Raw genomic sequence first — 730 nt, forward strand, 5'->3', positions numbered from 1 at the left:
TCTTAGCGCTTTTTTTGTAGAGTAGGAAATTATAAGTTTTAAAGGATTTTTTTACGAAGATGAACGCTTTGTTTTTAATCGCAGCTGCAATGCTTGACGTGCAAAATGATCCGCTTCTTTATTTTGTGCTTCTGGGATCCATTGCATACTGAATGAAGGAAAGTGCTGCAAAAGTTGATTGATCGTTAGGAGATACTGCCGAAACTTTTGATTTTTAACATAATTACGTTCAACAGCAGTTACAACGATTTTACTGTCTGAAAACAGCAGTAAATCATGAGAGGTCAGTTGCTGTTCGATCAAATAATTTAAACCTGCAATTACCGCTTCAAATTCTGCTTCATGGTTGCTCATTTCTTCTTTTAGCGGAACAGCTAATTGTTCATGCAGTTCTTCACTGATAAAAACAAGCCCAACGCCGCTGGGACCTGGATCAGCTTTAGTTGATGCATCTGTATACATTCTTAACATATAAACTTTTTCCTTTCTTCTTCTACATTGGTTTTAAAAAAAAATTGTGTTATGATAATTTTAAAGATGTGCTAAATGAATGGGGGTATGCAAAATAGAAAGGCAATTAAAAGTTCGGCTTTCTCTAGAGCCCGCTTATCAAATGATTTATTGGTCGTTTTGCTGGCTATTTTTTTTCTTAAGTCTGATAGGATTTTTAGAAGGCCAACATTTTAGTATTAGTATTATCCTAGGATTATCTAGTGTCGTTCTTTTGTAT

The 730-nt window shown here is 34.7% G+C and carries 2 protein-coding genes; one reads left to right on the forward strand and one right to left on the reverse strand.

The window, feature by feature from the left end:
• Window positions 1–51 precede the first annotated feature (51 nt).
• Complete coding sequence (locus RT405_RS01705) at window positions 52–471, reverse strand: ribonuclease HI family protein (RefSeq protein ID WP_313467034.1); 420 nt, start codon at window positions 469–471, stop codon at window positions 52–54.
• A 79-nt stretch (window positions 472–550) separates the two neighbouring features.
• Between RT405_RS01705 and RT405_RS01710 the strand changes: the two genes are divergently transcribed.
• On the forward strand, window positions 551–730 hold a 180-nt coding region (locus RT405_RS01710; protein WP_313467036.1), incomplete at its 3' end, for an EbsA family protein.

This window comes from Carnobacterium sp. (genome assembly GCF_032094055.1).
Classification (GTDB): Bacteria; Bacillota; Bacilli; order Lactobacillales; family Carnobacteriaceae; genus Carnobacterium_A.